Origin of the sequence: Enterococcus sp. DIV0176 (assembly GCF_050528535.1) — a bacterium.
Taxonomy (GTDB): domain Bacteria; phylum Bacillota; class Bacilli; order Lactobacillales; family Enterococcaceae; genus Enterococcus_B; species Enterococcus_B thailandicus.
In genome coordinates this window covers 146,056-173,008 of sequence record NZ_CP172879.1, presented here as the reverse complement: position 1 = coordinate 173,008, position 26,953 = coordinate 146,056, and the positions used below count along the sequence as shown (strand labels likewise).

Below are 26,953 nucleotides of genomic sequence, written 5' to 3'. Positions count from 1 at the left end.
CTCATGCGAAAGTATAGCATAACTAAGCGAGTGTCAATAAAATTTTTCCAGCAGGAGGATGGCCTTCCACTAACTGATGTGCATGGATGACATTCTCTAATGTTGCTGGCAACAGTTGACTAATAGGTACAGTGAATGTTCCTTTTTCATATGCTCGTAATAAATAAGAAAATGCTTCTTGATCTTGATATTCCTTTCTTGGAACAAATGATTCATAAAAACCACTTTTTTTCTCTCGTAGATCCAAATCTGGTAGTTGCGTCAATGCAACATAACGCCCCCCCGGTTTCATAATCTCGATACCCGAAGTCCCGCGTTTGCTACCTTTTGTTGCATCAATTACAATATCTGCTTGATTCGCAAAACGTTCGCCGGCATCTTCTTGATCGTAAGCAGCGAATTCCGCTACTCCAAGCTCACGTACTTTTTCTTCATTTTTTTTGGAAGCACTGGCTAACACTTTGATCCCTTTAGCATGCAATAACTGGACAAGGCTTGAACCAACACCGCCAGAAGCTCCTTCAATCATCACAACATCCGTTGGTTGTACATCAAGTAAATGTGTCAATAAATTATACGCAGTCAATCCCGTTGTTACCATACCTGCTGCTTGCGCCCAATCCATTTTCTCAGGAATCTTTGCTACTTTTTTCGCGGGAACAACGATTTCTTCGCCATAGGTCCCTCCAACTGCGTGGACAACTACTCGATCACCAACAACAAAATCAGTCACGTCTGAAGCGATTTCGGTTACAATTCCGGCACCATCATTTCCCAAAACATAAGGAAATTTTAACGGACGAACCTCTTTCATATTTCCAAGTCGAAGAGATACATCATATGGGTTGATACTAAATGCCTTTAACGCTACTCGAAGGCGTCCATCCTTTACTTCACGTGGACTCGCATCGATTTCTTCAAATACATCCTGTGCTAAACCATACTCTTTTATCGCAAATCTTTTCATACTTGTCACACTCCTCTTTATTAGTTTACGTGGAAGTGCTATTTTTTACAAAAAAAGTGTATGAGTAAAAATAGTTGTCTTTTTTAATCAGACGTGCTAAATTATGAACGGACATCTCATAATCGTAACAATTACGATTTATATCAAAATAAAAAATAAATTTTAAACAATTGGAGGAAACACAATGGCAAAAAAATCAAAAATTGCAAAAGCAAAGAAACAGCAAGCAACGATTGAACGTTATGCGGCAGTACGACAAGAATTAAAAGCGAACCATGATTATGAAGGCTTGCGTAAGCTCCCTTTAGATGCGCGCCCAGAACGTTTGAAAAATCGCGACTTAATTGATGGTCGTCCACGCGGATACATGCGTAAATTCGGAATGTCTCGCGTGAAATTCCGTGAATTAGCTCATAAGGGATTGATTCCCGGCGTTAAAAAAGCTAGCTGGTAATTATTACAGAGTTCTGCTTTGAATAAGTTGAAGAATTTCCTTTCACGGAAAAAATGCGGTTCAAAAGTTTTGCGCTTCAAAACTTGCGGGTGACTACTTTTGTCCCAATCTCTTTTTCGTATACTTTGCAAGCAAGACTGACTGAAGAACTAATTAAAAAGGTGAGGGCAAACGAGATTTCGTTTGCCCTCACCTTTTTTTGCCTTCATATCACAATTGTTTGCGAACACTGCTTTTTCTATGTAAATATAATTTATCAAGTTAGTCAGAGCTGCTACATATCGACTAAATTTCATTCAGGCAAGTCACATCATCGTTACTTTGATACTGGAGCGATTGCCTCCACACCAACACTGATTTTTAATGCGCGATCGACATCTTGCATAATTTCACGATCTAAGTGACACACTTTTTCTTTCAATCTTGATTTATCAATGGTCCGAATTTGTTCTAATAAAATGACGGAGTCTCGGTCTATTCCTGTTCCCGTTGCTTTGATCCCTATATGCGTGGGTAATTTAGGTTTCGCCATTTTTGCAGTAATTGCTGCCACGATTACCGTTGGACTAAAATGGTTTCCTAAATTATTTTGAATAATCAGCACAGGGCGTGTTCCGCCTTGCTCTGATCCCACAACTGGAGAAAGATCAGCAAAGTAAATATCTCCTCTTTTTACCATAGGATCCTCCTTATTTTTGATATTCTCTTGGTATCCGTGTTCCTAGTATACAAGCTACTTCATAATGAATCGTTTCTAATTGATCGGCTACATCTTGCATCGCAATCACCTGATCCTGGTTTTTCCCAATCAGAGTCACAGTTGTTCCTACAGGTAATTCATAAGGTAAGCGAACCATCAATTGATCCATACAAACTCGCCCCACTATTTCACAAAATTTTCCATCAACTAATAAAGAAAATCCTTGCATCTTTCTCAACCAGCCATCTGCGTAACCAATTGGTACGGTTCCAATCCATTCTGGTTTTGATGTGATGTATGTTTCACCATAGCCAATTCCTTCATTAGCAGCTAATTCTTTCACTTGAATCAATTCAGAAACAAGTTCGAGTGCTGGTTGTAATGGATAAACTTCTGGTAACGCATGACCAGATGGATTCAATCCATACATCGCAATTCCGTAACGAATCATATTCCCAATTGATTCGTCGTGCCACAAAGCTGTTGCACTGTTACTAACATGCACATAGCGAGGTAACTCTGGTAATTCTTCAAGAACAGCTAAAAAACGATTTTTTTGTAAATTCCAATACGTATCATCTTCTTGGTCAGCAGTAGAAAAATGTGTAAATAACCCTTCCCATTCAAAATACGATATTGCTTGAGCAAATTCAACTGCTTCTCTGATTTCTTTTGGTGTTAAAAAACCAATTCGTCCCATTCCTGTATCTGCTTTTAAATGAATTTTCAACTGGCCTTCAATTGCATGTTCTGAAAAATATTCTTTGGCGTCATCTAACCATTCTTTGGTTCCCACCGTTACTGCCAAATCATTGGCAATTGCCAATTCGATTGCGGTAAAAGGAATCATATTTAAGACTAAAATTGGCTGAGTGAAACCTGCTTCTCTTAATTCTAGACCTTCATCTAAGTTAGCTACACAAAAGCCTGTAGCACCTCCCGCAATCGCTGCATGTGCCGTTTCAATCGCACCATGTCCATAACCATTTGCTTTCACAACTGCAAATAATTCTTTTCCTTTTGGAAGTCTTGCTAATTCATTTGCCACATTCTCTGTAATAGCTTGTGTATGTATAATTGCTTTTGTCGGACGATTCCAAGCGACAACCATTTTCTTTCCTTCTTTCTATTCTTCCAAAATAATTTGTGCAAAAGCCAATTCATCTGTGTGTGTGATACTTACCCAAACAGTTCCTTGATGTGGGGACTGTGTGACAACAGGCTGACCGAGCACATCTTTTAAAATTTCAATTTCTTGAAATGTTACTTTACCGATTCCTGTTCCCCAAGCTTTTGAAAAAGCCTCTTTACATGCATAACGCCCACCTAAAAATTCTACTTGGCGATGGAAGGGCAATACACGAAACAATTCAATCTCATTGACTGTTAGTACGCGATCAATAAAATTTGTTTTTTCTTGAATAATTTTAGCAATCCTTGGTAATTCAACTGCGTCGATTCCAATCCCTTTTATCATTTATCTTCTCTCTTCATCAAATTTCGAACAATCTCATTCTACCAAATTCCTGCCAATTTACCACAATTAAGTCTATATATAACAAAAATGAAAGCTCCTCTTAAAATAAGAGAAGCTTTCATTTGTTTTTTAATCGTTATTTGAGCGAATTACAAATCCACGTTTTTTATCGTTTTGACGACGACCGCCGTCTTTATGATTTCCGTTGTTTTTGTTATATCCGCCTTTAGATTTATTTCCACGGTAATTTCCGCCTTCGCCTCGACGATTACGATTATTGCCGCCACCACGTTTACCATTTTTATTGAACCCTTTTTTCTGAGATGGTAATGGACGTTCTGGTGTGATTTTCACTGGAATTGCATCTGAAGGATCTTTTGCAACAGTTTTTAATAATAGTGCAGCCAAATCTTGTGCTGAATATTTTTCCAACAATTTATCTGCTGGTGACAAGTATTTGTCCAAACCGTTTTCTTCAAGTTTTGCTTCAACTTCTTCAAAAGCAGCGCCTAGTTGGCCTTTAAATGCTTCTTTTTCGGTTGGTGGACGCAAAGCAGTCATACGTTTTTTCGTTAAGTTTTCAATTACGTGTAAGTAACCCATTTCGTTTGGTGTAACAAAAGTAACTGACATTCCGCCTTTACCTGCACGACCTGTACGTCCAATACGGTGAACGTAGCTTTCTGGATCTTGAGGGATATCGTAGTTGTAAACATGTGTCACACCAGAGATATCTAATCCACGGGCAGCTACATCGGTTGCAACTAAAATATCTAAATGACCGCTCTTGAATGAACGTAAAACGCTCATACGTTTTTGTTGTGATAAATCACCGTGAATTCCTTCTGCGCGATAGCCACGTGCTTCTAATCCACGAGCTAATTCATCTACACGGCGTTTTGTGCGACCAAATACAATCGTCAATTCAGGTTTTTGAACATCGAATAAACGAGTCATGATATCAAATTTTTCATATTCTTTTGCACGTACATAATATTGATCAATCAAATCAGCTGTCATTTCTTTTGCTTTGATTTTTACGTGTGTTGGATTTTTCATGAATTTGACACCAATGTTTTTGATTGCTGGTGGCATTGTTGCAGAGAATAATAATGTTTGGCGTTCTTCTGGAACAGTTGAAATAATTTTTTCAATATCTTCCAAGAAGCCCATGTTCAACATTTCATCTGCTTCATCTAAAACTAATGTTTGAACAGTTCCTAATTTTAATGTGTGACGGTTAATGTGATCTAACATACGTCCCGGTGTCCCAACAACGATATGTGGACGATCTTTTAAGCCACGGATTTGACGACCGATATCTGCTCCGCCGTAAACAGCTTGTACACGAATTTTTTTATCGCGACCTAAACGATAAAGTTCTTCTTGTGTTTGGATAGCTAACTCACGTGTTGGTGAAATAACTAAACCTTGTAATTCATGGCGTTGAGGGTCGATTTTTTCTAACATTGGTAGCCCAAAAGCAGCTGTTTTACCAGTACCTGTTTGTGCTTGACCAATAACGTCTTTCCCAGCTAATGCTAAAGGAATTGTTTCTGATTGGATCGGTGTTGCTTCTTCAAAACCAGCACGTTCAACTGATTTCAATAATTCTGGTGATAATTCTAATTCTTTAAATTTCAAATGAATCCTCCTATGTGGTTGTTAACTGAGGATGTAGCTTCTTTTTGCTACCCCGTCGATTTGTTCGGTCAAAGTGAAGTCGTTCTCTTTTTGACAGTGGCCACTATAACTATTTATGCGCAGAGCCGCTGTGACACCACCGAAAAATCACTTTGCGAAGTTTAGTTAGGCATTAGAAAAGCCAAACGGGTCACGTTCAGCTTTATCATTGTTATGACATCTGATCTCCGGATGTAACGACATTCAAAGTCAGTCCAATTTATCTTCATCTTTCGGCAATAGGTTATTCTACCATAGTAACTTGTTTTCTGCAAGTTTCCAGTTTTTATTTCAAGCAAGAACAATCTTTTTACAAAACTAGTTCTGCTACAAGAGAAATAAACTTCTTTACTTCTTTTTTTGTTATAATTCATAAAAAACTGAAAGGAGATCTAATTTATGCTAGTTCTCGCACTTTTGACAGGTATTGGTACATTTTTCAATTACTCTGCTATTACGAACCATACTTATTCATTGTCTTTAGCGATTTTTTTCCAATTAATTCTTTTTGGCTTAACATTAATTCCTTTGCTTAGTTACAAAGGTAGACGTTCTCACCCAAGTTATGATGGCGGCTGGTACACGATTTGGACGATTCCTTTTGCACTGATTATTCTATCTTTTCTAGGTAATTTAGCTGCGCTAGTTATCTTTTTGTTGAACCAATTTGGTTATCTCTCAGGCTTCTAGAATTTTCTAGAAGCTTTTTTATTGGCATGCAATATCTCTACGATGTTTCGTCAACATATTCCAATAAGTCAGCAGGTTGGCATGACAATACCTGACAAATTTTTTCAAGTGTCGAAAATCGAATTGCTTTTGCTTTACCTGTTTTTAAAATGGACATGTTTGCTTGGGTGATTCCGACACGCTCAGCCAATTCTGTAACACTCATATTACGTTTGACTAACATAATATCAAGATTCACTTTTATCATTTTTGTTCACCCCTTCAGTCTGGTTAAGAAATCGAATACTCATTCTCTGTTGGTTAAATAGTCAACTCATAATCTAACTTCAACTCAATTGCATTTTTAAGAAGCTTTTCGATAATCGAAACGAAGGTCGCTACTGCTAGCGGAATAATCAACATACCCAAGCCAATAATCATCACGCCTGGTGCATCATCATTGTCTGCAATATAATAAACAAAAGGTACAGTCCCTATAAGTACGATAAATTCCATGATTGTTAAACGAAAAATTGCCCGAACGTAAATCAAGCTCATCGCCGAGAATGCACGATCATTATCCACTAAACCTAACATTCGATACATGTAATAAATGATTAAAAGGGAAGCAATCGCTGACAAATAAAGTGAGATGCTGGCAAGTACTTGCTCTGGAAACACGGAATGCTCATTGATTGAAAACAGTAGTCCCATGGTTAGTAAAAAGCTGAGAAACAGAATAAATGCCACTAAACCTGCTAAAATAAATTTTAAAAAAGTTGTTTTTGGTTTCATAAATACAATCTCCCCTACCTTTAAGATAAAAATAGTATAACGTTCTCTATATCGCAAAACAATATGTACATATTGAAAAACAATAAAATTTTAAACAAAAAAGAGTACGATTTCTCGTACCCTTGCTATTACTAAATTTAGTTGAGCTTTTGTAATCTTTCAACTACTTCATACAAGCCCATTCCATTACTTCCTTTTAAAACAATACTGTCTTCTGCTTCCAATTGTGTTTCAATTTCTTGAATTAAAGCTTGCTTATCCTTTTCAAAATAAAAAACAGGTAGTTCACCACTTACTTGTAGGGCATCACGTAAATTTTCCATTTGACTACCATATAAAAAGATTCCCGCGAATTTATCAGGATCGATATGCTCACTCATTTGGGCATGCATTGTTGGAGAGTCCGGACCAAGTTCTAACATGTCAGCAAGAACCGCAAAACGGCGACCATTCGTTGGTAATTTTTGGAAAGTTTCTAAGACTAATCCCATCGCTGTTGGATTTGCATTATAAACATCGCTCAAAATCGCTGCTCCATTTCCAGCTGTTAACCATTCCGTTCGATTTTGCGTTATTGCAACTGTCGCAAAGCCTTGACGAATTTCTTCAATGGATAAACCAAAGAAGCGACCAACGGTATAAGCAATCAACGCATTCGTTACATTGTAACTTCCTGGTAAAGGTATCGTGAATGATTCGCCTGCAACTGTAAATGTCGTAGCTGTTTTTTCTTCCCTTGTTACCTCGCCTCGCACGTCACCCTCAGAAAGCCCAAATGTTGTTACTTCTTGTGACAAATTCTGACTTAGTGGTTTCAATAATGGCTCATTCGCTGGAATGATCAATAGACCTTTCTTCGACAAACCATCAACGATTTCCATTTTTGCTTTTGCAATCCCTTCACGAGAACCAAGATTTTCAATATGGGCTTCTCCAATCATAGTGATTGCAGCAACTTTTGGCTGTGCCATTTGAGATAACTCCGTGATCTCATTAGCATGATCCATTCCCATTTCTAAGACCAATTTTTCTGTTTCTTCCGGCATATGCAAAATAGTGTACGGTAAACCAATATTGTTGTTATAGTTTCCTTGCGTTTTATACGTCCGATATCGTTGTGCTAAAACGGAAGCGGTCAAATCTTTCGTTGTTGTTTTTCCGTTACTTCCTGTAACTGCAATTACTTCTGCGCCAACTTTTGCTAAATAATATTTTGAAAGTGCCTGCATTGCCTTCAACGTGTCTTCGACTGGAATCACTGAAATTTCTGTAGGTGCTTGAGCCATGTCCCAACTCCAGAAAGTGGCTGTTGCTCCATTTTCAATGGCTTGTTGAATAAACTCATGGCCATCACGCGCACCCGCAAGTGGTACGAACAAACTACCTTCAGTGACTTTTCGACTATCAAATTCAACATTTGTGATTTCAACGCTCTTCTCGCAATGACTTGAAAGTGCCTCTGCAATTTCTTGACTTGTTACCTTCATGTATTTTCTCTCCTCAGAAGAGGTCACTCCAGAAAAAACAAACCAGTTACTCCTTTCTGAAATGCCTGTCTATTCATAAAAAGGGGTTGCGACAATCATTGTCACACCCCTTCTTTTTTATTCGTGTGCTTCAAAAAAGCCTTGTCTTTGTTCATAGCGGTTCATTCCTAATTGAATCAGTTCTTCAATTAAGTCACCATATTTTAATCCCATGTTTTCCCATAATAAAGGATACATACTGAATTCAGTGAATCCCGGCATTGAGTTTAATTCGTTTAAGAACAACTCATTTTTACTTGTCAAGAAGAAGTCACAACGGCTTAAGCCACTTCCACCAAGCATTGTGTAAGCCAATTTTGCATATTCCTGTGCTTTTTGATGTACTTCTTCAGGTACTTCAGCAGGAATTTTCATTTCTATTTTATTATCAATGTATTTTGCATCATAGTCATAAAAAGCAACATCTTTCACGATTTCTCCAGGTAAAGTTGTTCGCACATCTTCATTACCTAAAACAGCTACTTCAATTTCACGCGCTTCAATTCCTTGTTCAACGATTGCACGAGAATCAAATTGATAAGCTGTTTCCAACGCATTTTGAAGCTCTTCACGATTTTCAGCCTTTGTAATTCCAACACTTGAACCCATATTTGCTGGTTTAACAAACATTGGATACAACAGGGAACCTTCACATTGATCAAAAATCTTTTTCGGATTTTCTTTCCATTGATTTTTTAATACGGGTACATAAGGAACTTGTGGAACACCCGCAGCCTGTAAAATGTACTTCGTCATAATTTTATCCATTGCACAAGCACTTGTCAGTACGCCTGCACCAACATAAGGCAGATTTAACGTTTCCAAAAATCCTTGAATCGTTCCATCTTCTCCATTCGGACCATGAAGGACTGGAAAAACGATTGTTCCTTCTTCTTTGATTTCACCTGGGTTAATGACTTTCCCAGTGAATCCTTCTGTTACTTTTCCACTTGGATCCCATGTCAAATGTAATAATTCTTTGTTATCAGGTTTTTCTGTTAATAATGGGCCCTTGACCCACTGTCCATCTTTGCTAATAAAAACGAGTTGAACTTGATAATATGCGTAATAAATGGCATTTAAAACAGAAAACGCCGAAAGAATAGATACGTCGTGTTCTGCACTACGTCCACCATATAGTAAAGTAATCTTCAAAAGATTGTCCTCCTGTATTTTCAAATCATTCAGTGATTTACCTCCATATTTTAGCACAAAATGAAAATAATCGACCAACTTATTTGTAAAAAAGTGCGACAAAAATCATTCACAACTTTTTTTCACGGTAAACTCCTTTGAAAAAATTTTTTCTTTTCTTCCTTGCTTAAAGCAAAAGAAAAAGACCAAGTAATCTTTCAACTTGATCTTTTTTATTTTATTCAATTAACATTAAAAAAAATCGTACAAAAAAGAAATTTTTATTTGCGTAGCTCTTTCATTGCATTAGTTAACGCGGACAAAAAAGCTTCATGTTCTTTTTGCGTAAATGGTTTTGGTCCTTTTGTTCGCAGACCCGCCTTCCTTAATTTGCTACTGTGATAACGTTGTTCTAATAAAGTATCTATATTTGTTTCATCAAACTCTTTACCTGTTTGGTGAAATACACGAACACCTTTAGCTAATACTAGAGAAGCCAATCCATAATCTTGTGTCACTAAAAAGTCTCCTGCATGGATTAAGCCAACAATTTTATAATCTGCACTGTCTGCACCACGATCAACATAAACAAAGCGCACATTTTCCGGATATTCTTTCGTCGTATAGTGATCCACGCTCGTTACAATTACGACTTCTAGATTAAAAGCTCGTGCTACTTGAATCGCATCATCTTTGACTGGTGAACCATCTCCATCAATGAATAGTCGCATTCTTTTTCGCTTCCTTCCATAAATAATAAACAATAACTGTCAGCAGAATCAGCACACTTAGGTTAAACCACTTTGCCTGCTCTACTAGTTGAATACTTTCAGCAGATTGCCTCATGGTACCTGTCATTCGTAGTAAGAAACGAATAGGCTGCCCCAACTGTTTCGTTAAGAAAAGTAGGACACCCATCAAGAAAAATTGATGGGTCAAACTCCCTTTATTTTGCGTCGTATACTTCACGATTAAACGTTGATCTGGCGAAATTTCTTCCAACTGCTCATACAATTGATTTAAGTGACTACCAAGTAACGTATGTACCAAACTCAGTAAAAGGATGCCAATTGAGAAAGCATTGGGGCTAAATAATACGCCAAATGAAACAAGTAGTCCTAAGCAATAACTAGCAATCGAATAATCTTCAGGTAATTTTTTTGTTACAACTGGTCTGACTATCTTTGCCAAAATCAGCCCAACGATATATGGAAAATAGAGCGTCGTAGCTAATTGATTAAAGCCAGCAATGATTCCTAGATAAAAAGTGCCGAATAAAAATAAAAAATTGCCAAGCATTCCATCTAAAAACGTCAATAAATTCAGCCAACTAGGTAATACCCATGTCTGCTTCTTTCGGCTTAAGTAGAACGTAATCAAAATATACAACAATAAGATACTGAAAAGAGCAACATCAAATAATACCGTATCCATCAATAGTCGCGCAGTTCGCAACAAAAAAAGAGAAATAAAAAAGCCAAAAAATAAAATTAATTCCTTTTTTTCAATCAAATTTCTTTGCACGTCTTTAAAATCTAACTCATAACGTGGGTAATGTTTGACTGTGTGATAAGCCATCACGTAAAGCAACGTATAAAAACCTAGTGTTGCTGCTAATTGTAAAGGCATTGGTAAGCGAACAACTTCATAAAGAAGTGCCAGCATAATTAACGCATAAATATATTTTTTACCTTTAATATTGATGAATCCCTGTTGTTTTTCATGGAAGTTAACAGTGACATTTGCGGGAACGAGCCAAGCAGCACTAAGCCCTAGGCAAATCGCCGAAAGATAAAACAAAGGGAACGACAATAACCCGAACAAGCCAAGCAGTGAACCTGCACCTCCAACCAAAAGTGAGATCATCAGCAAAGTGTAACTATCTAAACCAGCATGAATTCCCCGAATCAAAAACAAACCAGTCATTCGGAACGTGTAAAACAAAGTAAATGGCAAAACGGTTGCCCAATTGTAACCGTTATTCAAACTCAAAAATAAAAGATACGGAATAAAAATCACCGTATTACTCAAAATAAAAGGGGTTGTCTCAGTAAAATTACGACCAAATTGTTTCAGTCTGTCTAACATAATCAAAACTCCTCGAATGGTCAATGACAAGTTTGTCGACCTTTAGTTAGTTCAAGTTTATCATTAAAGAGTGGACAAACCAATCTTATCAACCTCTGATCACACCCAAAATAATCTTGATTAAAAAAAAGAGGCACGACAAAATGTCGTGCCTCAACTGGTACTTGAATAATCAAGTAGATAAGCCCTTCTCCACAAAAGTCTTACCCGACACTGCCTACATCCGGTAGGTGATGAAAATCATCGCGTGCCTCCAAAATCAATTAGGTACTCTGTAAACCAGAGACCTTCTCGACCCGTCGCATGTGACTACTTTATCACAAGTTACACTGTTATGCGAGTTCTTTTTTCATTTTATAGTCAACCATTTGAAAACCTTCGCCAATATCTGAGATTAATTCTTCCTCCAACTGAAAGCCTTGATGCTTATAAACATCTATTGCATGAAGGTTATCTTGATTCACACGCAAAAAAATTTCGGAGACTTTTTCTTTTTTGGCAAGTTCTTCGTACCAATCGAAAACGGCTGAAGTTAGCCCTTGACCACGCACACTCGCCAATAAATATAATTTGCTTAAGTAAATGCTAGACTCAAATTTTTCATAGGCTGTGTATCCAACAGGTTGATCATCTTTTATTAATAAAAAATAATACACATCATTGCCTAATTCTTTTTGAATTTGTTCTTTTGATTGATAAGTGGCTAGCATGTAGTCCACTTGTGCTTGACCAATAATTGGCACAAACGCTTCTTGCCAAACATCATGAATGATTGGTAAAAGCTGATCAAGCTCTTCTTCTGTTGTCACACGCTTTTTTTCTAACATTGACTAACTTCCTTTCCGTACAGGTTGTTGCTATTATTCCATGAAAAAACAAATGCTACAAACCTTGTGCTTTTCTAAATAAATAAAGCATCATAAGTCCATATATTCCCACTGACCACGGCTTTAAAATCAAAATAATTCGCATGTATTCACGAAAAGACATTTTTGTTAAGCCGGCTACTAAGCAAACGAGATCGTCTGGTGCAAAAGGTAAAATCAACGTCCAAATCAAAAAACGGCGGATGTTTTGGGTATGTGCAGTCAATAATTGATCAAATTTTTGATATTTTTTTGGTGATAAAATCAATTGAACGAAGCTTACGCCGTAGTAACGCACAAGTAAAAAGCCAAGTGCTTCACCGATTACTAATCCAATGTAGCTATAAACTAAGCCCCACCCAGTGCCAAACATCAGCATCCCTACAACAGATGAAATACCACCAGGCAAAATGGGAATGATTACTTGGATAATCTGTAACAAAATAAAAATCAATACCGCATATTGACCAAATTGTTGAATAAATACTTGCAACGAATCCGTTGATTGAAAAATTCCATGGCGATACGCATAGATGGCAAGTATGAAAAATAAGCTAAAACCAATTATAGGTAAAATTTGAAAGATTCGCCGAATCGTTGATCGATAATTTTCCATAGCAGGTCTCCATCTCTTTTAAATTTTGTTTTTTCCTATACCTACGTTTTTAGAAAAAAGTTCCACAGAAAAAAGCAGCTGCTGAATCTTCTAGTCAAAACCCAACCGGAAATGTTGATTCAGTCAACTGCTGTGTATTAAAAAGTCTTACTTAATTATGGTTTAAGAAGCTAGCTACTTTTGTATTGATTAAATCAATTGCTACGTGGTTTTCGCCACCTTCTGGAACAATAATATCCGCATACCGTTTAGTAGGTTCAATGAATTGATGATACATCGGTTTCACTACCGTTAAATATTGTTCAATAACAGAATCCAACGTGCGGCCTCGTTCTTCCATGTCTCGTTTGATGCGGCGAATAATGCGAATGTCATCATCCGTATCAACATACAATTTTATATCCATCAACTCACGTAAACGTTCATCTTCCAAAATCAAAATTCCTTCAAGAATAATGACTTCTTTTGGCTCTTCAACAATCGTTACTTGACTTCTAGTATGTTCTACGTAGTCGTACACGGGTTTTTCAATGGCTTCATAATTCAATAATTTTTCGACATGCTCAATTAGTAAGTCGTTATCAAAAGCAAATGGGTGATCATAGTTCGTGTTCAATCGTTCTTCAAAACTAAGATGACTTTGATCTTTATAATACGAATCTTGTTCAAGCATCATGATCGAGTGGTCTGGGAAATTACTAAAAATCGCACGACTGACGCTCGTTTTGCCACTTCCTGATCCGCCCGTCACACCAATGATAATTGGCTTGCTTTTTGTCATTAACTAAAACCTCTTTCATATCCTATTTTTCATTCCTATCTATTATAGCGGAAAAATATGAAAATGCTACGATTTTTCTGAAAATTATTCATTTCCATTCTCTAAAATAGTATAAATTTCAGCTAACGAATCAATTCGGTAAGTCGGTGTGATCTTCTCGCTTTCTGGTAATTGATTTTTATTGAACCAAATCGTATCAATCCCAGCTTGATTACCTCCTTGGATATCTGAGGTTAGTGAATCACCAATAATTACAGTTTTTTCTCGATCCAACTCTGGAATTCGATCAAACACATAATCAAAAAATTCTTTCATCGGTTTTTGTGCGCCTACATCTTCAGAAACAAAAATTTTTTTGAAATAAGGCAATAATTCAGCATCCGTTAAACGTTGATACTGCGTTTGTGAGACGCCATTCGTTACAATATAAAGATCCGCTTTTGGTGCCAAAGAATGAATCAGCTCTCGACTGCCTGCTACTAAATCATGACCTTGATTCAAATAATGACGATATCTTGCTTCCATTTGAGGACCATCCACCGTTTGACCAAATTGTTGGAACAACAAGCCAAAACGATTTCCTGTTACTTCTTCTCTCGTCATGTTTCCCTTTTCAAATTCTTGCCATAGATGATGGTTCAATGCTTTATAACTCGTTTTTACTTCTGGCGTAAGCATAATGCCTTGTTCAGCGAATAATTCATTGAGCGCACGTTCTTCTGTTTTTTGAAAATCCAATAAAGTATCATCTACATCAAATAATAAAGTGGTATATTTCATTTGATTGACTTCCTCTCTCATTTAAAATAATTGCTCAGTTGTCGTAGCTCAGTCAATGTCAGCGCACGGTAAGCGCCTGGTGCTAATTGTTCATCTAACGTCAAAGGGCCCATTGAAATTCGGGTCAATGCACTCACCTTTTTCCCTTGCGCCAAAAACATTTTCTTCACTTGGTGAAATTTTCCTTCTTGAATCGTCAGGAATGCCTGACTTCCTTTTGAAGTAACACAACTAATTGTTAATGTCGCTGGTTGACACTTTGTTCCATCTGCAAAACGAATTCCTGAAGCAAAAGCACGAATATCTTCTACACCTAATTTAGCATTTACCGTAACCTGATATGTTTTTTCTACTTTTTTATCAGGCAAAAGTAATTCATAACCCAGTTGACCATTGGATGTCAGCAGTAATAATCCTGTCGTGTCTCGATCTAGCCTGCCAACAGGATAAAGTGACGGTTGTTGATCTGCCGATGCAATCAAGTCGATGACTGTTACCTTATTTGGATCTTTCACAGCAGTTACGACACCACTTGGTTTATTCAAAAGATAATACACTTCATTTGTTTGCAATCGCTCGCCCGCTACTTCAATTTCGTGCAATAAACTATCGACATTCCGATTTTCTTGAAATTCGACTACGCCGTCTACCTTGACTTTTTTCGTCGTAAACAAGCGTTTCATTTCTTTTCTCGTTGTTTGTAATTCTTTCTCAATCAATTTATCTAATCGCATACAAGTTCCTTTCTTACTAAAAAGCATTATAACTTGAAATCAGTCGCTTGCAAATGAACAAACACCTTATCCCTTGACTTAACTTTTGATTCGCGCTACGGTTAAGAGGTAAAGTGAATCGGATTTCTCATACACAGCGTAATGACCTGGTGGAGAAAAGTTGAATCATAACTTTCCTTAGACAGATGTACGCATCTGTCTTTTTGCGTTTTTCAAACGCACAACCCAATAATGTGCAAGAGATTAGCCATGCAAATTCACTTAAATAAAACTTGTCTTATGACCTAAGACAATCACATTTTAAGGAGGAATTTAGGTTATGTCAGTATCATTAGAAGTAAGTAAAAGAGCAGTACGTCCCCGTTCATTAAGAAATCAATTGCGTCACGAAGGAAAGGTGCCTGCAGTGGTTTATGGCTACCAAATGGAAAGTACCCCTATTTCATTTGATGGACAAATTTTCAGCAAAATGTTGCGTGAAAATGGTGCTAACACAGTTATTACCATGGACGTTGACGGCAAAAAAGTGAACACTTTAGTTCATAAAGTTCAAACAAATACATTCAACAATCATTTTGAACACGTTGAATTTTTATCTGTCAACATGACAGAAGATACCGAAGTTGAAACAGAAGTTGTTCTTGTGGGTGAATCTGCTGGTGTTAAATCTGGTGGTGTATTAGCTCAAAACTTGTATACAGTAATTGTTTCAGCTACACCAGATAAATTACCAGAACGCATCGAAGTTGATGTAACTGATTTGAATATCGGTGACTCAATTACAGTTGCTGACCTTCCTGCAAACAAAGACTACGCAGTGATTACTGATGGAGAAGAACAAATTGCAGCAGTTATCGAAGCACAAGTGGAAGAAGAAGCTGAACCAGCTGAAGCAAGCGAACCAGAAGTAATTGGTTCAACTGAAGAATAAAGGTTGTGGCTCCAAACGGCCAGCTCCGACAAGCTAGTGAGTAATCACTCAAAATAGCTTTTCATATTTTGAAGTGAATGCAAGCTAGCTCGAGGAGTTGTTTGGGGAACACCGTGCATAAAATTGTGGTTCCAAGCGATTAGCTTCAAGCAATAAGGATGCTTTTCTAAAAATAATTTTTCATATTTTTATGAAAAGAGGACTTGTTGCCGAAGAAGCTACTTGGAAAACACCGGGAAAAAGGTTATAAAAGAAATGTTCAACTCCAATAAATAAAAATAAATTTCCAGAAATCACTTCTCAAATTTTTGTGAAATTTAGACTTATTTTGAAGATTACTTTGAACAATACACACATTTCGGAGGAGGTCGACGTAACACGTCCGACCTCCTCTACTTTTTTAAAAATCATTAAAAAAAACATCCTTTAAGACAAACTGACTACTTATTGTTGCATTTTTAACTAATCTTTATTAGAATAAATCCTCACAAAAGCAAGTTTTTTCAATTTGTCTTATACTATTTAATAGAAGGATTGAAGAAACAAAGGAGGTTAAACAGATGTTTGAAAGTTTTGACAGCGAACGCAATCGTTATGCCTCTGTCGGTGTAGTATCGAGTATGCCCGGTGAATTGATCGACAGTATCTGGTTTATTATTGACTTAGACCTCAAAGGAGTTATTCCGTTAGACAATATCCTTGCCTTTGATATTGTTAACAACCATGGAAAAGTAACTATGCACTTTTCTCAACCAGGAAGTTCTGTTGAGATGGACATTGATTTGCCTTTTGCATATTCTAGTCAGTTTCCTACACAAGTTTATGCTTATGATGATGGTACAAGAGAAACGATTCTTTTACCTAGCGAAATCAAACAATACTAGTCTAAAAATAGTTTAGGTTTTAATGAAAAAAGAAAGCTGAGAACTTGGAGAAAATTCCAAGCCTTAGCTTTTTTTATTTTCACGAATTTTTTATAGTATTTCCACGATAAAAACTCTATACTACTAACTAAATATGTTACGAATAGGAGTTGTACAGATGCGTGAATTAACCAAAGGGAATCCAGCGAAACTAATTTTTATTTTTACGATTCCCCTCTTGATTGGGAATATTTTCCAACAATTTTACAATATGGTCGACATGATCATTGTAGGTCAAACTTTAGGAAAGAATGCCTTAGCTGCTGTTGGTTCAACCGGAAGCTTAACTTTTTTGATTATTGGTTTTGCTCAAGGGTTAACAGCAGGTTTAGCAATTATTACGGCTCAACGTTTTGGTGCCCAAGATTATCGTGGTCTAAAGAAAAGTTTTGCTACCAGCATCATCATTAGTCTCGTCGTTACAATCATTTTAACCGTTCTCAGTCTCTTATTCATTCGTCCGATGTTACAGCTCATGCAAACTCCTCCAGAAATCATTGATCAAGCCCAAGCATTTATTTCAATCATCTTAATGGGGATTTTCGCATCCATGAGCTTCAATTTATTATCAAATGTCATTCGTGCATTGGGTGACAGTCGTACACCCCTCTTTTTCCTGATTATCGCTGTGATTATCAATGTGATTTTAGATTTAGTTTTTATTATTCACTTCGGCATGGGCGTAGAAGGTGCTGGGATTGCAACAGTGATTGCTCAAGTTGCGTCGAGCTTGCTTTGCTTGATTTATATCAAAAGAAAGATTCCGTTACTTCAATTACGCAAAAAAGATTTTGTTTTTGATAAAAAAGAAATTCGTACTCATTTAAATATTTCGTTACCCATGGCCTTTCAAGCATCAATCATCGCTATTGGGGCAATCATTTTACAATCAGCTCTCAATAGTTTAGGGACAGATGTTGTTGCCGCTCAAGCCGCAGCAGGTCGGATTGATCAATTCGCTACGCAACCAATGATGTCTTTTGGAATCACAATGGCGACATTTACTGCCCAAAACTATGGTGCCAAAGAATATGGCCGCATATTAAAAGGGGTGAAGCAGTGTCTCCTGATGAGTGGTGGCTTTAGTATCATTGCAGGAGCAGTCGTTATTATCTTTGGTCACTCTTTTGTCCACCTATTCGTCGATGCCAGCGAGACGCGTGTGTTTGAGTTAGCACAAATTTATTTTAATATTAATGGTTCGCTTTACTGGATACTAGCCATTTTATTTATTTTACGCTACACGTTGCAAGGACTTGGTCAAAGTAAGATTCCAACAATTGCTGGGATTATGGAGCTTATTATGCGTTCATTCGCAGCCATTTTTCTAACAGCTTTGTGGGGCTATCCTGGTGCTGCTGCGGCTTCACCTTTAGCATGGATTGGTTCTGTTGCCGTATTACTTTATTCTTATTTCAAAGCAATCAAAAAGCTACGAAAATTGGATGAGCAACAACAATTAAAGCGTACTTTAGAAGCATAGAAACAAAAAAGGTTGGGACAAAATTTTGTCCCAACCTTTTTACTCGTTTTCTTTTCGTTCTTTCAACCAAGTCTTACGTGTATGTCCAATAAATAATGGGACTGTTTCATGTTTGACTTCACTATATTCTAAACCAAACCATGTTTCTGGTGACGTCGTGTATTTTTTGATAGCTAATTTTGCTTGCATAATTTGTCGATCCCACTTGCTTAATGATGTGACATTCGACAAAACTTCATCAATCAAAATAAATTGGAAATCGCCCACTTCTCTGCCTGGTGTGAGTGAATAACGTTGTGGTTGTTTCGGTAATCGGCCTTCCTTCATCAAATCGTGAATGATTTGACGAATATAAACATTGATTTCCTGCTCTACACGAAAACCAAGGAACAGTTTTACTTGAACAATGAAATCAGTATCCATCATTTCGATTTGATACTCTTTAGTATAAGGCTCATCCGTAACTTCTACATGCACAAACCAATAGACACCCGCACGCTTTGGTCGCTTATCTAAAATCGAATAAACAAATTGTTTCCCAATCTGATCGTCTTCCATGTTAGGTACCAAAAAGACGACGTTTGTTTGATAAACAGGTAACGACGTATCTTTTCTCAATTGTGCTAACTGAGGAATATATTCGCGAAGTGGAACATCTTCAGCCACTGACTCTCGAATAATATTTCCTCTTTCCCAAATAAACATGACAGTCAAAATAAGTAACGCAATCAAAACTGCCACAAAACCACCATGGAAAAATTTCACAATACTTGATAAAAAGAAAACTATCTCAATCGCTCCAAAGAAAAATGTTACAAGATGCGCCAACCAATGACTATGTCCACTTTGAATCAAATAAAAATAAAGTAGTGCTGTCGTCATCAACATCGTAACCGTAATTGATAACCCATATGCTGCTTCCATACGATGTGATGTTCTAAAAGTAATCACGATAATCGAACAAGCCAGCCATAGCATAAAGTTCACTGCTGGAATGTACATTTGACCAATACTGCTTCCGGGGTACATAATTTTCAATCTTGGTAATAGTTTCAATTTGATTGCTTCAGAGACTAACGTAAACGAACCTGAAATCAATGCTTGTGAAGCGATCACCGCAGCAATTGTAGCAAATACAACGCCAAAACCAGTTAAACTATTTGGCATCATTTGGAAAAATGGATTCAGATTTTCAATTTTTTGAATTTCTGGATTTTGATACACGTTGATTAACCAAGCTGCTTGTCCAAAATAATTCAACATCAGGCAAAGCTTGACATATGGCCAGCTCAAACGAATATTTAGTTTACCAACATGACCTAAATCTGAATACAATGCTTCTGCCCCAGTTGTTGCCAAGAAAACATTTCCTAAAATAAATAAACCTAGCCGATTATCTGGACTAAGTAATAACTGAATTGCGTAATAAGGATTGATTGCACGCACAACTGTCCAGTCTTGACTAAAGTTCATGACACCCATCACGCCCAAAAAAGTAAACCATAAGAACATGATTGGGCCAAATGCTTTCCCAACTAATTCAGAACCAAAGCGCTGAACCATAAATAAAGTCAAGATGATCACTAAAGTAATGATTACGATAATTGTTTGATCATTTCCAAACCGTTCAAAAAACAGCGGTATACCTCTTAATCCTTCAATTGCGGTTGTAACTGTTACTGCTGGCGTTAAGACACCGTCAGCAAGTAATGCCGCTCCACCTATCATTGCTGGAATAATTAAATACTTGCCACCTTTTCTCACTAAAGTATACAAAGAAAAGATACCACCTTCTCCATGGTTATCCGCATTTAGTGCAATCACAACGTATTTAATCGTTGTTAATAAAGTCAATGTCCAAAAAATTAGTGAAACTGCGCCAATGACAAAGTCAGGATTTATTCCTTGCAGTCCCCCGTTATCACCTACAATTGCCTTCATTACATACAATGGACTAGTTCCGATATCACCGTAAACCACACCCATTGCTACCAAAAGACCTGCAGCTGACAATTTTTTGACATTCTTTTTTGTTGTCAACTTCTCTCCCTCATTTCTGTCCCCAAATTAGCATTTAGAAAACAAAATAAAAAAAAGATTCAAGCAACAGCCAAAACAACTATCACTTGAATCTGATAAAAAGCATCAAACCAGCGATATCTTTGCTACGCTAGTAACCTAAAATCATTATTTTTTATCGTTTATTTCCTAAACTTCTTCTCATTATCTTAGGAAACATCCTACGTGTCAACCACTTTTAGTAAGTGATTCAACTGCGAAATAATCGCTCAATAATGAAGTAATAAATGACTAAGCACAAAATTGCGCCAAGCAAAGCTGGAATTAAATAAACGTCTATAATTACTGGACCAAATTCACCTAAAATCAATTCACCCAACCAGCTACCCAGAGCACCAACGACAATATTTCCTGTACAGCCACCGGGAACATCTTTTCCCAAAATCGCTCCGGCAATCATTCCTAATACGCTACCAACAACAAGCGCACCCAAAAAGCTTAACATGTCGCGTCCTCCTTCAGTCTTTATATACTTGATTTTACGCTTATTTAGTTAGTCTTACCAATGGATAAGCTTTTTTCAGTAAAAATTCTACCGGCGATTTCTGTTTTCTCACATAAAAAAGCTGAAAGCAGAAACATTTATAATGTCTCGCTTTCAGCTTTTAATGAATCAGTTTTTATTTCGTTTCTTTTGAAGCTTCATCGTCGTTCAACAAAACTTTTCTAGATAAGTTTACACGACCTTGTTTGTCGATTTCTGTTACTTTCACAAGAACTTCGTCACCAAGTTTAACGACATCTTCAACGTTGTTGACACGTTCGTTTGCTAATTGAGAAATATGAACCAAGCCATCTTTTCCTTTAATCAAGTTAACGAATGCGCCAAATTTTTCAATTCGGACAACTTTACCTAAGTAAACTTCGCCAACTTTTACTTCTTTTGTAAGATCTTCGATGATCTTAATGGCTTTTTTGATCATTTCTGAATCAGCGGAAGCAATACTTACTTTACCATCTTGATCAATATCAATTTTAACACCTGTTTCTTCGATGATTCCGTTAATCGTGTCGCCACCTTTACCAATCACATCTTTGATCTTAGAAGGTTCGATTTGGATCATTTCGATTTTCGGTGCGTATTGGCTTAACTCTTCACGTGGTGCCGCAATCGTTGAAGTCAATTCTTCTAAGATTTCCATACGCGCTTGTTTTGCTTGAGCCAATGCTTCTTTTAGGATTTGTTCAGTGATCCCTTGAATTTTGATATCCATTTGTAAGGCAGTGATTCCGTCTTTTGTTCCAGCAACTTTAAAGTCCATGTCGCCAAGGTGATCTTCTAGCCCTTGGATATCAGTTAAGATTGTGTAGTTTTCGCCATCAGAAACAAGTCCCATTGCAATACCAGCAACAGGCGCTTTAATTGGAACACCTGCATCCATCAATGCTAATGTACCTGCACAGATACTTGCTTGAGAAGAAGAACCATTTGATTCTAAAACTTCTGCTACTAAACGAATTGTATAAGGGAAGTCTTCCTCAGCAGGAATAACTTGTGCCAATGCACGTTCACCTAAAGCCCCATGTCCAATTTCGCGACGACCTGGTGAGCCTGCGCGACCAGTTGAACCAACAGAAAATTGTGGGAAATTATAATGATGAATGAATCGTTTGCTCACTTCAACCCCTAAGCCATCAATGATTTGATGTTCTCCTAACGGCGCAAGTGTACAAGCAGATAATGCTTGCGTTTGTCCACGAGTAAATAAACCTGAACCATGGACACGTGGTAATAAGCCAACTTCTGAAGCAAGTGGACGAATTTCATCTAATTTACGACCATCTGGACGAATTTTGTCAATCGTGATTAATTCACGAACAACATCTTTTTCTAGATCTTCTGTAATTTGTTTCACTTCTTTAGCTAGATGTGCTTCATCTTCGTGATCGGCAAATTTTTCAGCGTATGCTTCACGAATATCAATTTTTACTTGTTCGATATTGTCTTCTCGTGCAAGTTTTTCTTCCGTCATAACGGCAGTTTTCATTGTTTCGTATGAAGCAGCAAAAATTTCGTTTTTAAGATCTGCATCTACTTGCAATAAAGTAACTTCCATTTTTTCTTTGCCGACAGCTTGAACGATTTCTTCTTGGAAAGCAACTAATTCTTTGATTGCATCAAATCCAAAAAGCAATGCACCTAGCATATCTTCTTCAGAAACTTCTTTAGCGCCACTTTCAACCATGTTAATCGCTTGTTTTGTTCCTGCAACAGATAGCTCGATATCCGTTTGTTCTGCTTGTTCAACAGTTGGGTTCAAGACATACTCGCCATTTACACGACCAACTTCAACACCTGCGATTGGGCCATCAAAAGGAATATCAGAAATTGATAATGCTAAAGATGAACCTAGCATAGCAGCCATGGCTGGTGAACAATCTGTTTCAACACTCATTACGATGTTTGTCACTTGAACTTCATTACGGAAGCCTTCCGCAAACATTGGACGGATTGGGCGATCAATCAAGCGTGCAGTCAATGTTGCTTCTGTGCTTGGACGACCTTCACGTTTGATGAAACCACCAGGGATTTTACCAGCCGCATACATTTTTTCTTCATAGTTGATTGTTAATGGGAAGAAATCTGTATCTTTTGCTTCTTTAGAAGAAACTGCTGCACTTAATACTACAGTGTCACCATAACGAACTAAAACAGCTCCATTCGCTTGTTTTGCTAATTGACCGACTTCTACTTCTAAGGGACGGCCTCCCCATGTCATTTTAAATACTTGTTTTTCTGACATAACTTCTCCTTTTCCATTTCGTGAAAGCAAGACGCTACTAAACAAATGAAAACCGCCAATCCTTTTTGGCGAGTTAGCAACTTTCATTTGGTTAGTAGGAGTCCATCATGCTTAATCACAGATTCTTTTGGTTTCACAGTAAAAAAAGTGAGATTCATGTGAACCTCACTCTCTTTAAATTAAATTAACGACGTAGACCTAGACGTTGGATTAATTCGCGGTAACGTTGAACGTCAGTTTTACGTAAGTAAGCTAACAAGTTACGACGGTGACCAACTTTTTTCATCAAGCCACGGTATGAATGGTGATCTTTTTTGTGAACACGTGCATGTTCATTCAAGTGATTGATTTCTTCAGTTAATACAGCGATTTGTACTTCTGGAGAACCAGTATCTCCTTCATGGCGTGCATAGTCTTTAATGATTTCGTTTTTACGTTCTTTTGAAATTGCCATTGTTTCCACCTCTTTCGAATATTTCCCTGTGACTGAGTAAAACGTTGGTGATTCGCTTAACCAAGTGACAGGACGCGTGCTTAAACACACAGCTATACTTTACCTGAAATGATGCTATAAATCAAGTAAAGAATCATTAAGAAAGAATAGTTTTCAAACAATCTAACTACTACTTTTTTTATTTTATGTTACACTATAGTGCGAAAAGTGACTTGTCATATTCAAGTCTTAGATGAAAGGAGTCATTTTCCATGATTACAATGGATGATATTATTCGTGAAGGCAATCCAACTTTACGTGAAGTAGCAAGCGAAGTTTCTCTTCCACTTAGTGAGGAAGACATCGCATTAGGAAAAGAAATGATGGAATTTCTAAAAAACAGCCAAGATCCTATTAAAGCGGAAGAATTAAACTTACGTGGAGGTGTTGGTCTAGCTGCGCCACAATTAGATATTTCAAAACGGATCATCGCTGTTCATGTGCCTAGTGCAGATCCAGAAGTAGCCGAACCCACTTTAAGTACAGTGATGTATAATCCAAAAATTTTAAGCCACTCTGTTCAAGATGCTTGTCTTGGTGAAGGTGAAGGATGCTTATCTGTTGATCGTGAAGTTCCGGGTTATGTCGTTCGTCACGCAAAAGTAACGATTTCTTATTATGACGCAGACGGACAAAAACAAAAAATTCGTTTAAAAAACTACGAAGCTATTGTTGTTCAACATGAAATTGATCACATCAACGGGGTTATGTTCTATGACCACATCAATGAAGCTAATCCATTTTCTCTTAAAGAAGGCGTGCTTGTTATCGACTAAGATAGCAGATTTTAGCTAGCACTTCTTGCTTCAACAGAAAAATTTATCGTCGAAAAATAAACTCGCCTCACCTCATTTTTGGTTGACGAGTTTATTTTTTTGTCTTTTATTATCAAAGAACAAGTCTTTCTGTCCTAATGCTGCTTGGCCCGTTACATAGAATCAATTCAGCTTAAATAAAATGAAAAAATATGAAACTTTTTAGCAATCTAATTCGTCTATATAAGTAGATGAGAAAGGAGGGTGACCCAGACACATGGTTTTCGATGGTTGGAAGAGAAGAAAATATATAAAAGCGTTAGAAGAACTGGCGGACACACAATATGAAAAAATGTATCGTCTAGCTTTTAACTATTCCCATTCAAAGGAAGATGCACTAGATATTATCCAAGAAAGTTTTGAAAAAGCATTGAAAGCTATTCAAAAGAAAAATTTCCATGAAATCGAAGAATTTAATGCTTGGTTTTTTCGAATCCTCATTTCTGTTTCTATTGATTTTTGGCGAAAAAACAAACGCGAAGCCGAATATCTCGATCAAAATGAACAGTCATGGTCTTTCTTGAACGACTCGCAACATAGTTATCTCGAAATAGAAGAAATCATCAATCAAATCAGCAGCCCTAATCGTGAAATTATTTTATTAAAATTTTTTGAAGGCTTTACCCTCAAAGAGATTTCTGTCATTTTAGCGCTGAATGAGAACACGATCAAAACAAAACTATATCGAAGCTTGAATGAATTAAGAAGCAAACTAGAATAATCAAAGGAGAAGATTTTCATGAAGGATTTTGTAAAAACCGTAATCAGAAATTTTTCCAAGCAATATCGTCAACAAACATTACCAGAAGACTTACACACACAAGTGACCAACCTCTTTCATAAAGAAAAGAAAAAATATTCCTGGAGACGTTTCCGAAATCGTGCCACTCAAAGTGCCTTAGCGCTCGCCCTGACATTTATACTGGCTGTCAACTTATTTCCGGGCGTTGGTGAAGCTGCTAGTGTCCTTCCAGGCTTCGATAAGTTAGTTCAGTTGGTTACATTGCAAACATTAACAGCAAAAAAAGAAGCTAGTGAGATAGCAATTGACGTACCAAAAATCGAAACAGCTACACCAACAAAAGTTGCTACTGCTTTAAACAAAAAATACTTGAAAGAAGCTCAAGCTGAATTTCAACAAGTCAAAAAACAATTCTTTGATGGCTCACGTGTTTCTGTTACTGGAGACTTTGAAAAAGTTGTGGATGACTCTCGTTTCTTAGTAGTCAAACGAACGTTGACTCAGATTCAAGGAAGCTCTGCCACAACGACCCAATACGATACGATTGATAAAAAGTTGAATGTCGTGGTTTCTTTACCATTGATTTTTAAAAATGAAGACTACCTTTCTGTAATCAGCGAGGAAATCAAGCAACAGATGAACGAGCAAATGAAAGCTGATCCGAATCAAATTTATTGGTCTGAAGCAGCTGACCAACCAACTGATGTCCAACCATTCAAACAAATCAAGCCTAATCAAACTTTCTATATCAACACCAAACACCAATTGATTATCACTTTTGCGCAAGGCGAAATAGCTCCTTATTACATGGGAACACCTGAATTTGTGATTCCAACCAAAATTATCAAGCAACAATTGGCTTCACCTAATTATTTAAGTAATTAACAAAAAAGTTCGCTTAAAATCTCAACTTAAATAGTTGAGTTTAAGCGAACTTTTTTCATTTCTAACTAATCCTCATAAAGAATATGTGCAGTTGACAATGCACGTTTGATTTTTTTTAACGTGGCTTCATCAGGATAGCGAATGGTGTGTAGATGAATGCCTGCGGTTAGCTCTGATAGTAACGTTGCTTGGCTTTTTTCATAACGTTTCATGAAAGAAGCTATGTCTTGCTTCGTTTTCAAGTGCAACATACCTACAAGTTCACCATAAAGAGGATGCTCTACAATAACATCCACTACTTCTCCACCATGTTCAATGATAATTTGTAATTCCTCTTCCGTTTGTTGGCGCTCATGTTGTACAGCAATCTTGCTAACAAAGCCTGTATTTGTTTCATTTGATTCCAAAATGTACCCACGTGCTGTTGCAACCACCTCTTCTCCTGCTGCGCGGAGCAAGGCAATATCTCCTACGATGATTTGGCGGCTAACCCCAAATTTTTTAGCAAATTTGCTTGCACTAACTGGTTTTTCTGCACTTGCTAATGTCTGCATGATTTGTTGTCGCCGTAATTCTCCTTCTACCATT

General features: G+C 37.2%; 29 protein-coding genes. 8 read left to right on the top strand and 21 right to left on the bottom strand.

All coding sequences use genetic code 11. The features are described from left to right. Positions 1 to 22: 22 nt before the first annotated feature. Positions 23 to 967 (bottom strand): NADP-dependent oxidoreductase, encoded by a 945-nt coding sequence (locus IGJ66_RS00905; RefSeq protein WP_430616685.1) that lies wholly within the window; start codon positions 965 to 967, stop codon positions 23 to 25. Positions 968 to 1,151: 184 nt separating this feature from the next. Between IGJ66_RS00905 and rpsN the strand changes: the two genes are divergently transcribed. After that, positions 1,152 to 1,421 (top strand): 30S ribosomal protein S14, encoded by a 270-nt coding sequence (gene rpsN, locus IGJ66_RS00900; RefSeq protein WP_067483353.1) that lies wholly within the window; start codon positions 1,152 to 1,154, stop codon positions 1,419 to 1,421. A gap of 316 nt (positions 1,422 to 1,737) precedes the next feature. Here rpsN and IGJ66_RS00895 read toward each other — a convergent pair whose 3' ends face one another. The 4 genes from IGJ66_RS00895 to cshA form a co-directional block, all read right to left on the bottom strand. Next, positions 1,738 to 2,100, bottom strand: a complete 363-nt coding sequence (locus IGJ66_RS00895) for a type II toxin-antitoxin system PemK/MazF family toxin (protein WP_067483355.1) — start codon at positions 2,098 to 2,100, stop codon at positions 1,738 to 1,740. Positions 2,101 to 2,110: 10 nt separating this feature from the next. Continuing rightward, on the bottom strand, positions 2,111 to 3,232 hold the full coding sequence (alr, locus tag IGJ66_RS00890; protein ID WP_270346071.1) for an alanine racemase: 1,122 nt from the start codon (positions 3,230 to 3,232) through the stop codon (positions 2,111 to 2,113). Between the two features lie 15 nt (positions 3,233 to 3,247). Beyond that, positions 3,248 to 3,598, bottom strand: coding sequence for a holo-ACP synthase (acpS, locus tag IGJ66_RS00885; RefSeq protein ID WP_067483359.1), 351 nt, complete (start codon positions 3,596 to 3,598; stop codon positions 3,248 to 3,250). 129 nt (positions 3,599 to 3,727) lie between these two features. After that, entirely contained in the window at positions 3,728 to 5,242 is a 1,515-nt protein-coding gene (gene cshA, locus IGJ66_RS00880) for a degradosome RNA helicase CshA (protein ID WP_067483362.1), read from the bottom strand. Positions 5,243 to 5,680: 438 nt separating this feature from the next. On the opposite strand from cshA, the gene IGJ66_RS00875 reads away from it, so the two are divergent. Next, complete coding sequence (locus IGJ66_RS00875) at positions 5,681 to 5,971, top strand: hypothetical protein (RefSeq protein ID WP_075491326.1); 291 nt, start codon at positions 5,681 to 5,683, stop codon at positions 5,969 to 5,971. A 37-nt stretch (positions 5,972 to 6,008) separates the two neighbouring features. Here the strand turns inward: IGJ66_RS00875 and IGJ66_RS00870 are convergent, their stop codons facing one another. From IGJ66_RS00870 to IGJ66_RS00820, 11 genes are all read right to left on the bottom strand, one after another. Then, the gene (locus IGJ66_RS00870; RefSeq protein WP_067483366.1) at positions 6,009 to 6,218 is read right to left on the bottom strand and encodes a helix-turn-helix domain-containing protein; all 210 of its coding nucleotides are present in this window, start codon (positions 6,216 to 6,218) and stop codon (positions 6,009 to 6,011) included. A gap of 53 nt (positions 6,219 to 6,271) precedes the next feature. Next, the gene (locus IGJ66_RS00865; RefSeq protein ID WP_067483370.1) at positions 6,272 to 6,745 is read right to left on the bottom strand and encodes a DUF2975 domain-containing protein; all 474 of its coding nucleotides are present in this window, start codon (positions 6,743 to 6,745) and stop codon (positions 6,272 to 6,274) included. Positions 6,746 to 6,882: 137 nt separating this feature from the next. After that, positions 6,883 to 8,232 (bottom strand): UDP-N-acetylmuramoyl-tripeptide--D-alanyl-D-alanine ligase, encoded by a 1,350-nt coding sequence (locus IGJ66_RS00860; protein WP_075491324.1) that lies wholly within the window; start codon positions 8,230 to 8,232, stop codon positions 6,883 to 6,885. A 117-nt stretch (positions 8,233 to 8,349) separates the two neighbouring features. Continuing rightward, positions 8,350 to 9,426, bottom strand: a complete 1,077-nt coding sequence (locus IGJ66_RS00855) for a D-alanine--D-alanine ligase (protein ID WP_067483374.1) — start codon at positions 9,424 to 9,426, stop codon at positions 8,350 to 8,352. A 260-nt stretch (positions 9,427 to 9,686) separates the two neighbouring features. Continuing rightward, positions 9,687 to 10,136 carry a YaiI/YqxD family protein gene (locus IGJ66_RS00850; protein ID WP_430616684.1) on the bottom strand — a complete coding sequence of 150 codons (450 nt, stop codon included), beginning with the start codon at positions 10,134 to 10,136 and terminating at the stop codon, positions 9,687 to 9,689. Continuing rightward, a complete protein-coding gene (locus IGJ66_RS00845) occupies positions 10,120 to 11,493 on the bottom strand; it encodes a hypothetical protein (protein WP_218658031.1) in 1,374 nt (457 codons plus the stop codon). The genes IGJ66_RS00850 and IGJ66_RS00845 overlap by 17 nt, the downstream gene beginning before the upstream one ends. Before the next feature lie 332 nt (positions 11,494 to 11,825). Continuing rightward, positions 11,826 to 12,320, bottom strand: a complete 495-nt coding sequence (locus tag IGJ66_RS00840) for a GNAT family N-acetyltransferase (protein WP_071868727.1) — start codon at positions 12,318 to 12,320, stop codon at positions 11,826 to 11,828. Between the two features lie 55 nt (positions 12,321 to 12,375). Beyond that, positions 12,376 to 12,975 carry a TVP38/TMEM64 family protein gene (locus tag IGJ66_RS00835; protein WP_075491322.1) on the bottom strand — a complete coding sequence of 200 codons (600 nt, stop codon included), beginning with the start codon at positions 12,973 to 12,975 and terminating at the stop codon, positions 12,376 to 12,378. A 151-nt stretch (positions 12,976 to 13,126) separates the two neighbouring features. Further along, positions 13,127 to 13,756 (bottom strand): uridine kinase, encoded by a 630-nt coding sequence (udk, locus tag IGJ66_RS00830; RefSeq protein WP_067483384.1) that lies wholly within the window; start codon positions 13,754 to 13,756, stop codon positions 13,127 to 13,129. 84 nt (positions 13,757 to 13,840) lie between these two features. Then, entirely contained in the window at positions 13,841 to 14,536 is a 696-nt protein-coding gene (locus IGJ66_RS00825) for a YjjG family noncanonical pyrimidine nucleotidase (protein ID WP_271026961.1), read from the bottom strand. Positions 14,537 to 14,553: 17 nt separating this feature from the next. Beyond that, positions 14,554 to 15,270: a 16S rRNA pseudouridine(516) synthase gene (locus tag IGJ66_RS00820; RefSeq protein ID WP_430616683.1), complete on the bottom strand. Its 717-nt coding sequence runs from the start codon at positions 15,268 to 15,270 to the stop codon at positions 14,554 to 14,556. 319 nt (positions 15,271 to 15,589) lie between these two features. Here IGJ66_RS00820 and IGJ66_RS00815 point away from each other — a divergent pair, with 319 nt between their 5' ends. From IGJ66_RS00815 to IGJ66_RS00805, 3 genes are all read left to right on the top strand, one after another. After that, on the top strand, positions 15,590 to 16,201 hold the full coding sequence (locus IGJ66_RS00815; protein ID WP_368027170.1) for a 50S ribosomal protein L25/general stress protein Ctc: 612 nt from the start codon (positions 15,590 to 15,592) through the stop codon (positions 16,199 to 16,201). Positions 16,202 to 16,761: 560 nt separating this feature from the next. Continuing rightward, positions 16,762 to 17,085 carry a DUF960 domain-containing protein gene (locus IGJ66_RS00810; protein ID WP_067483392.1) on the top strand — a complete coding sequence of 108 codons (324 nt, stop codon included), beginning with the start codon at positions 16,762 to 16,764 and terminating at the stop codon, positions 17,083 to 17,085. A gap of 157 nt (positions 17,086 to 17,242) precedes the next feature. Beyond that, positions 17,243 to 18,607 (top strand): MATE family efflux transporter, encoded by a 1,365-nt coding sequence (locus tag IGJ66_RS00805; protein WP_430616682.1) that lies wholly within the window; start codon positions 17,243 to 17,245, stop codon positions 18,605 to 18,607. A gap of 39 nt (positions 18,608 to 18,646) precedes the next feature. Here IGJ66_RS00805 and IGJ66_RS00800 read toward each other — a convergent pair whose 3' ends face one another. The 4 genes from IGJ66_RS00800 to rpsO all read right to left on the bottom strand — a co-directional run bounded on the left by IGJ66_RS00800 (position 18,647) and on the right by rpsO (position 23,884). Next, the gene (locus tag IGJ66_RS00800) at positions 18,647 to 20,593 is read right to left on the bottom strand and encodes a KUP/HAK/KT family potassium transporter (RefSeq protein ID WP_086271069.1); all 1,947 of its coding nucleotides are present in this window, start codon (positions 20,591 to 20,593) and stop codon (positions 18,647 to 18,649) included. A gap of 283 nt (positions 20,594 to 20,876) precedes the next feature. Continuing rightward, positions 20,877 to 21,131 (bottom strand): GlsB/YeaQ/YmgE family stress response membrane protein, encoded by a 255-nt coding sequence (locus IGJ66_RS00795; RefSeq protein WP_067483398.1) that lies wholly within the window; start codon positions 21,129 to 21,131, stop codon positions 20,877 to 20,879. A 175-nt stretch (positions 21,132 to 21,306) separates the two neighbouring features. Beyond that, complete coding sequence (pnp, locus tag IGJ66_RS00790; RefSeq protein WP_067483400.1) at positions 21,307 to 23,430, bottom strand: polyribonucleotide nucleotidyltransferase; 2,124 nt, start codon at positions 23,428 to 23,430, stop codon at positions 21,307 to 21,309. Positions 23,431 to 23,614: 184 nt separating this feature from the next. Beyond that, positions 23,615 to 23,884 carry a 30S ribosomal protein S15 gene (gene rpsO, locus IGJ66_RS00785; protein ID WP_010734375.1) on the bottom strand — a complete coding sequence of 90 codons (270 nt, stop codon included), beginning with the start codon at positions 23,882 to 23,884 and terminating at the stop codon, positions 23,615 to 23,617. 251 nt (positions 23,885 to 24,135) lie between these two features. Between rpsO and def the strand changes: the two genes are divergently transcribed. From def to IGJ66_RS00770, 3 genes are all read left to right on the top strand, one after another. Continuing rightward, positions 24,136 to 24,699 carry a peptide deformylase gene (gene def / locus IGJ66_RS00780; protein WP_067483402.1) on the top strand — a complete coding sequence of 188 codons (564 nt, stop codon included), beginning with the start codon at positions 24,136 to 24,138 and terminating at the stop codon, positions 24,697 to 24,699. A gap of 256 nt (positions 24,700 to 24,955) precedes the next feature. Further along, positions 24,956 to 25,459, top strand: a complete 504-nt coding sequence (locus IGJ66_RS00775) for an RNA polymerase sigma factor (RefSeq protein WP_067483404.1) — start codon at positions 24,956 to 24,958, stop codon at positions 25,457 to 25,459. 18 nt (positions 25,460 to 25,477) lie between these two features. After that, the gene (locus IGJ66_RS00770; RefSeq protein WP_071868730.1) at positions 25,478 to 26,365 is read left to right on the top strand and encodes an RsiV family protein; all 888 of its coding nucleotides are present in this window, start codon (positions 25,478 to 25,480) and stop codon (positions 26,363 to 26,365) included. Between the two features lie 65 nt (positions 26,366 to 26,430). On the opposite strand, the gene IGJ66_RS00765 is transcribed toward IGJ66_RS00770, so the two are convergent. Then, positions 26,431 to 26,952, bottom strand: coding sequence for a transcription repressor NadR (locus tag IGJ66_RS00765; protein WP_067483408.1), 522 nt, complete (start codon positions 26,950 to 26,952; stop codon positions 26,431 to 26,433). Position 26,953 lies beyond the last annotated feature (1 nt).

What these genes read in the sequence shown, in the direction of transcription:
- IGJ66_RS00905 (WP_430616685.1), bottom strand. Translation starts at nt 967, where the DNA reads ATGAAAAGATTTGCGATAAAAGAGTATGGTTTAGCACAGGATGTATTT.
- IGJ66_RS00820 (WP_430616683.1), bottom strand. Translation starts at nt 15,270, where the DNA reads ATGCGATTAGATAAATTGATTGAGAAAGAATTACAAACAACGAGAAAA.
- IGJ66_RS00860 (WP_075491324.1), bottom strand. Translation starts at nt 8,232, where the DNA reads ATGAAGGTAACAAGTCAAGAAATTGCAGAGGCACTTTCAAGTCATTGC.
- IGJ66_RS00810 (WP_067483392.1), top strand. Translation starts at nt 16,762, where the DNA reads ATGTTTGAAAGTTTTGACAGCGAACGCAATCGTTATGCCTCTGTCGGT.
- IGJ66_RS00845 (WP_218658031.1), bottom strand. Translation starts at nt 11,493, where the DNA reads ATGTTAGACAGACTGAAACAATTTGGTCGTAATTTTACTGAGACAACC.
- IGJ66_RS00840 (WP_071868727.1), bottom strand. Translation starts at nt 12,320, where the DNA reads ATGTTAGAAAAAAAGCGTGTGACAACAGAAGAAGAGCTTGATCAGCTT.
- IGJ66_RS00825 (WP_271026961.1), bottom strand. Translation starts at nt 14,536, where the DNA reads ATGAAATATACCACTTTATTATTTGATGTAGATGATACTTTATTGGAT.
- IGJ66_RS00875 (WP_075491326.1), top strand. Translation starts at nt 5,681, where the DNA reads ATGCTAGTTCTCGCACTTTTGACAGGTATTGGTACATTTTTCAATTAC.
- IGJ66_RS00850 (WP_430616684.1), bottom strand. Translation starts at nt 10,136, where the DNA reads ATGCGACTATTCATTGATGGAGATGGTTCACCAGTCAAAGATGATGCG.
- udk (WP_067483384.1), bottom strand. Translation starts at nt 13,756, where the DNA reads ATGACAAAAAGCAAGCCAATTATCATTGGTGTGACGGGCGGATCAGGA.
- alr (WP_270346071.1), bottom strand. Translation starts at nt 3,232, where the DNA reads ATGGTTGTCGCTTGGAATCGTCCGACAAAAGCAATTATACATACACAA.
- IGJ66_RS00805 (WP_430616682.1), top strand. Translation starts at nt 17,243, where the DNA reads ATGCGTGAATTAACCAAAGGGAATCCAGCGAAACTAATTTTTATTTTT.
- IGJ66_RS00795 (WP_067483398.1), bottom strand. Translation starts at nt 21,131, where the DNA reads ATGTTAAGCTTTTTGGGTGCGCTTGTTGTTGGTAGCGTATTAGGAATG.
- rpsO (WP_010734375.1), bottom strand. Translation starts at nt 23,884, where the DNA reads ATGGCAATTTCAAAAGAACGTAAAAACGAAATCATTAAAGACTATGCA.
- IGJ66_RS00770 (WP_071868730.1), top strand. Translation starts at nt 25,478, where the DNA reads ATGAAGGATTTTGTAAAAACCGTAATCAGAAATTTTTCCAAGCAATAT.
- IGJ66_RS00835 (WP_075491322.1), bottom strand. Translation starts at nt 12,975, where the DNA reads ATGGAAAATTATCGATCAACGATTCGGCGAATCTTTCAAATTTTACCT.
- rpsN (WP_067483353.1), top strand. Translation starts at nt 1,152, where the DNA reads ATGGCAAAAAAATCAAAAATTGCAAAAGCAAAGAAACAGCAAGCAACG.
- IGJ66_RS00895 (WP_067483355.1), bottom strand. Translation starts at nt 2,100, where the DNA reads ATGGTAAAAAGAGGAGATATTTACTTTGCTGATCTTTCTCCAGTTGTG.
- IGJ66_RS00865 (WP_067483370.1), bottom strand. Translation starts at nt 6,745, where the DNA reads ATGAAACCAAAAACAACTTTTTTAAAATTTATTTTAGCAGGTTTAGTG.
- def (WP_067483402.1), top strand. Translation starts at nt 24,136, where the DNA reads ATGATTACAATGGATGATATTATTCGTGAAGGCAATCCAACTTTACGT.
- IGJ66_RS00765 (WP_067483408.1), bottom strand. Translation starts at nt 26,952, where the DNA reads ATGGTAGAAGGAGAATTACGGCGACAACAAATCATGCAGACATTAGCA.
- IGJ66_RS00775 (WP_067483404.1), top strand. Translation starts at nt 24,956, where the DNA reads ATGGTTTTCGATGGTTGGAAGAGAAGAAAATATATAAAAGCGTTAGAA.
- pnp (WP_067483400.1), bottom strand. Translation starts at nt 23,430, where the DNA reads ATGTCAGAAAAACAAGTATTTAAAATGACATGGGGAGGCCGTCCCTTA.
- acpS (WP_067483359.1), bottom strand. Translation starts at nt 3,598, where the DNA reads ATGATAAAAGGGATTGGAATCGACGCAGTTGAATTACCAAGGATTGCT.
- IGJ66_RS00870 (WP_067483366.1), bottom strand. Translation starts at nt 6,218, where the DNA reads ATGATAAAAGTGAATCTTGATATTATGTTAGTCAAACGTAATATGAGT.
- IGJ66_RS00800 (WP_086271069.1), bottom strand. Translation starts at nt 20,593, where the DNA reads ATGGGTGTGGTTTACGGTGATATCGGAACTAGTCCATTGTATGTAATG.
- IGJ66_RS00815 (WP_368027170.1), top strand. Translation starts at nt 15,590, where the DNA reads ATGTCAGTATCATTAGAAGTAAGTAAAAGAGCAGTACGTCCCCGTTCA.